4 protein-coding genes are annotated in these 3,126 nt (G+C 63.5%); all 4 read right to left on the bottom strand.

Annotated features, from left to right (window positions below):
- Positions 1–150: 150 nt before the first annotated feature.
- Positions 151–1,716, bottom strand: coding sequence for an IS66 family transposase (gene tnpC, locus WBB85_RS11670; protein ID WP_432638785.1), 1,566 nt, complete (start codon positions 1,714–1,716; stop codon positions 151–153).
- A gap of 67 nt (positions 1,717–1,783) precedes the next feature.
- A complete protein-coding gene (tnpB, locus tag WBB85_RS11675; RefSeq protein WP_432638786.1) occupies positions 1,784–2,137 on the bottom strand; it encodes an IS66 family insertion sequence element accessory protein TnpB in 354 nt (117 codons plus the stop codon).
- Complete coding sequence (gene tnpA, locus WBB85_RS11680) at positions 2,137–2,553, bottom strand: IS66-like element accessory protein TnpA (RefSeq protein WP_432638787.1); 417 nt, start codon at positions 2,551–2,553, stop codon at positions 2,137–2,139. Before tnpA ends, tnpB (WBB85_RS11675) begins: the two co-directional genes overlap by 1 nt.
- Positions 2,554–2,681: 128 nt before the next feature.
- Positions 2,682–3,029 carry an IS66 family insertion sequence element accessory protein TnpB gene (gene tnpB / locus WBB85_RS11685; RefSeq protein WP_274560875.1) on the bottom strand — a complete coding sequence of 116 codons (348 nt, stop codon included), beginning with the start codon at positions 3,027–3,029 and terminating at the stop codon, positions 2,682–2,684.
- Positions 3,030–3,126: the final 97 nt, after the last annotated feature.

The raw sequence follows: 3,126 nt of genomic DNA on the forward strand, positions 1-3,126 counted from the left end.
ACCCGCTGCGCAATTTAGAGGCTGCGCAGGCGGCCATAACCTACCAGCAGCCCTTCTTCCCGACGTGCTATGGCGCGGAATTTATCGCCAAAAAGGTGCGGGCTTGGATCGGAGCGGTAGGCGCCAAGACGTAAGCGCGACGGCCTCACCCTATGCGGCGAGGCTTGACGGCTGATTGAATCGCCATGGCATCAGGTCTTCGATACCGCTTTGCGGGTGGCCATCGAGGATGGCGCGGAGGGTGGTGGCGAGATAGTCGACCGGGTTCACGTCGGACATCTTGCAGGTGGCGACGAGCGAGGCGAGCATGGCCCAGTTTTCCGCACCGATTTCGTTCCCGGCGAACAGCGCATTTTTTCTCGTCAGGGCGATCGGTCGGATCTGGTTCTCGACCGGGTTGGTGTCGAGCTCAAGCGTGCCGTCCACGAGGAAGCGGATCAGGCCGGGCCAGTGCGCCAAGGTGTAGCGAATGTCTTCGGCGAGCTGGGATTTCTGCGGTATGCGCGAGAGCTGGGCTTCAAGCCAGGGTTTCAGCGCCGCGATGATCGGGACCGCATGTTCACGCCGGGCGGCGAGGCGCGCAGCCTCCTCCTTGCCGCGGACGGATTTCTCGATCTGATAAAGCAGCGCGATCTGGCGCAGCATTTCCTCGGCGATGGGCGAGCCGTCGCTCTCGAAGCGTTTCACGAAGCGGCGGCGGACATGCGTCCAGCAATAGACCAGTTGCCACGGGCCATTGTTGCGCGCGATTTCGGTCATCGCGTTGTAGGACTGGTAGGCATCGCACTGCAGGAACCGACCACGGTATCCGGCGAGGAAGTTCAGTGGATGCGCCTTGCCCCGGCCGGGGGCGTAGTGGAACAGCACGATGGGTGGGCCGGCACCGCCATGGCCGCGATCATCGGACACGACGGCCCAGAAGAAGCCGCTCTTGGTGCGTTTCAGGCCCGGTTCCAACACTGGCGCGCGAGTTTCATCCACGAAGATACGGTCGGCGCCACGCAGATGGGCACGCATGTGGTTGATGACCGGCATCAGGTGGAAACAGGCCCGCCCAACCCAGTTGCCGAGCGTGCCGCGGTCCAGATCGATCCCTTGCCGCTTGAAGATCTCGGCCTGCCGATAAAACGGCAGGTGGTCACCGAACTTCGAGACGATAATCCAGGCGATGAACAGCTCGGTGGGCAGCCCACCAGGCACGACATGTTCAGGCGCATGCGCTTGCGCCACGGCCTGCGCGCAGCGGCGGCAGGCGTATTTGGGGCGCCGCGTGACCAGCACCCGGAACTGCGCGGGGATCACGTCCAGCCGTTCGGAGACATCCTCACCGATCCTGGCCATCTCGCCACAACCGCAGGGGCAGAGCGTGCTGGCAGGCTCGATCACGCGTTCGACGCGCGGCAGATGCGGTGGCAGATGGCCACGGTTGCGCTTGGGCTTGCGCGGCTCCTCGCCGCGCGCCCGCTGCATCGCCGCTTCGGCCTTTTCCTGTGCCGCCTCGAGCACGCCTTGGGCAAATTCAGCATCTTCCAGAGGCAGGTTGAACTGGTCGGGCGACAGCTTCTCGGAGCGCTTGCCGAATTTCTCGCGCTGCGCCGCGTGCAGGATATCCTGCAGCCGCCGATTGGCCTCTTGCGTCTCGGCCAGCGTCGCCTCGACCTCGGCGAGGCGGGCTTTCAGCAGGGCATTTTCGCGCGCAAGATCAGCGGTTTCCATGGCAGGAAGTGAATCACCAGATGTCCTGTCAGGCCAGTAAAAACAGGCCTTTCGGCGTAGTTTCCCGTCATCCGGCCACCAGCGGGCGCCGTGCCCGCTCTGGCCTGACCAACCGCCAATCCACGCCTTCAAAAAGGGCAGCAAACTGCGCGCCGGACATGCGCATGACCCCATCGCGCACCTGTGGCCAGACGAACTTGCCGCCCTCCAGCCGCTTGTGAACCAGCACCATGCCGGTCTGATCCCAGAGCAGCAGCTTGATCCGATCCGCCCGTTTCGCGCGGAACACGAAGGCTGCCCCACAGAACGGATCCATCCCGAACATCTCCTGCACCGCGAGCGCCAGCCCATCGATGCCCTTGCGGAAGTCCACCGGCCGCGTCGCCACAAAGACCTTCACCGAACCGCCATGACCGAACATCACGATGCCGCAGCCCGTGCCGCGCGGATCGCCCGCGTCAGTTGACCTTCATCAGCACCAGAACCCGCCCGGATCACGACATCGCCAACGACGATCTCGAGATCGGACCCAGCAACCGCCACTGGTGCCTCGGTCGCGCTGTCATCGACCACCAGTTCCGCGAAGATCGGCAGGGCCGCCAAGCGCTCGGGCAACATCAGATTGCCTTTGCGTATCTGCTTGCGCCAATCGTAAATCTGCCAGCGGGTTGTGCCATGCTTGCGCGCCACATCGGCGACCGTCACCCCCGGCATCATGCTCTCCGCCGCGATCCGCGCCCGCTCTGCCTTCGTTCGCCGCCGCCGACCACTCGGGCCCTCGATCACTTCAAGCCGGGAAACCCCAACGCCCATCGAGCCGTCCAAATGGACGCCCATTTTGCCGTCTACTTCCAAAATCCAAAACCTCCCTCACGCCCATGCGCACAGAATGGCCGGATCAAGTCAGAAATGGCAGGAGGGGATCGCCGTGGCGCTTACGAAACAACGCAAATTTGGCGACAATATCACCCCACCCGTGCAGGCGGAGCACCCCAATCCGGACGCCGCCAGTCGATCCCCTCCCACAGCATCGCAAGCTGCGCTGAGGTCAGCCGCACCGACCCATCCTGAGCGCTTGGCCACACAAAGCGGCCCCGCTCAAGCACTTTGTAGTAGAGGCAAAACCCCTGACCATCCCAGAATAGAAGCTTGATCCGATCACCACGACGACCCCGAAACGCAAACACCGCACCACTGGCCGGCTTTTGCCGCAAAACATCCTGAGTCAGCGCCGCCAATCCCGCGATCCCCTTGCGCATATCCGTCACCCCGCAGGCCAGATACACACGCACACCGGTGCCGGGGCCAATCATGCAGTCTCTACCGCGCGGACCAGCACCGATAACGCTGCCGGATCGATCGTGCTTTCAAAATGCAAGCTGCGCCCACCATGCAGACGCAACTCAACCG

The organism is Albidovulum sp., assembly GCF_049646345.1.
Classification (GTDB): Bacteria; Pseudomonadota; Alphaproteobacteria; order Rhodobacterales; family Rhodobacteraceae; genus Albidovulum.

Excerpts from the sequence above, each read along its gene's own strand:
- tnpC (WP_432638785.1), bottom strand. The coding sequence starts at position 1,716 with ATGGAAACCGCTGATCTTGCGCGCGAAAATGCCCTGCTGAAAGCCCGC.
- tnpB (WP_432638786.1), bottom strand. The coding sequence starts at position 2,137 with ATGTTCGGTCATGGCGGTTCGGTGAAGGTCTTTGTGGCGACGCGGCCG.
- tnpA (WP_432638787.1), bottom strand. The coding sequence starts at position 2,553 with ATGGGCGTCCATTTGGACGGCTCGATGGGCGTTGGGGTTTCCCGGCTT.
- tnpB (WP_274560875.1), bottom strand. The coding sequence starts at position 3,029 with ATGATTGGCCCCGGCACCGGTGTGCGTGTGTATCTGGCCTGCGGGGTG.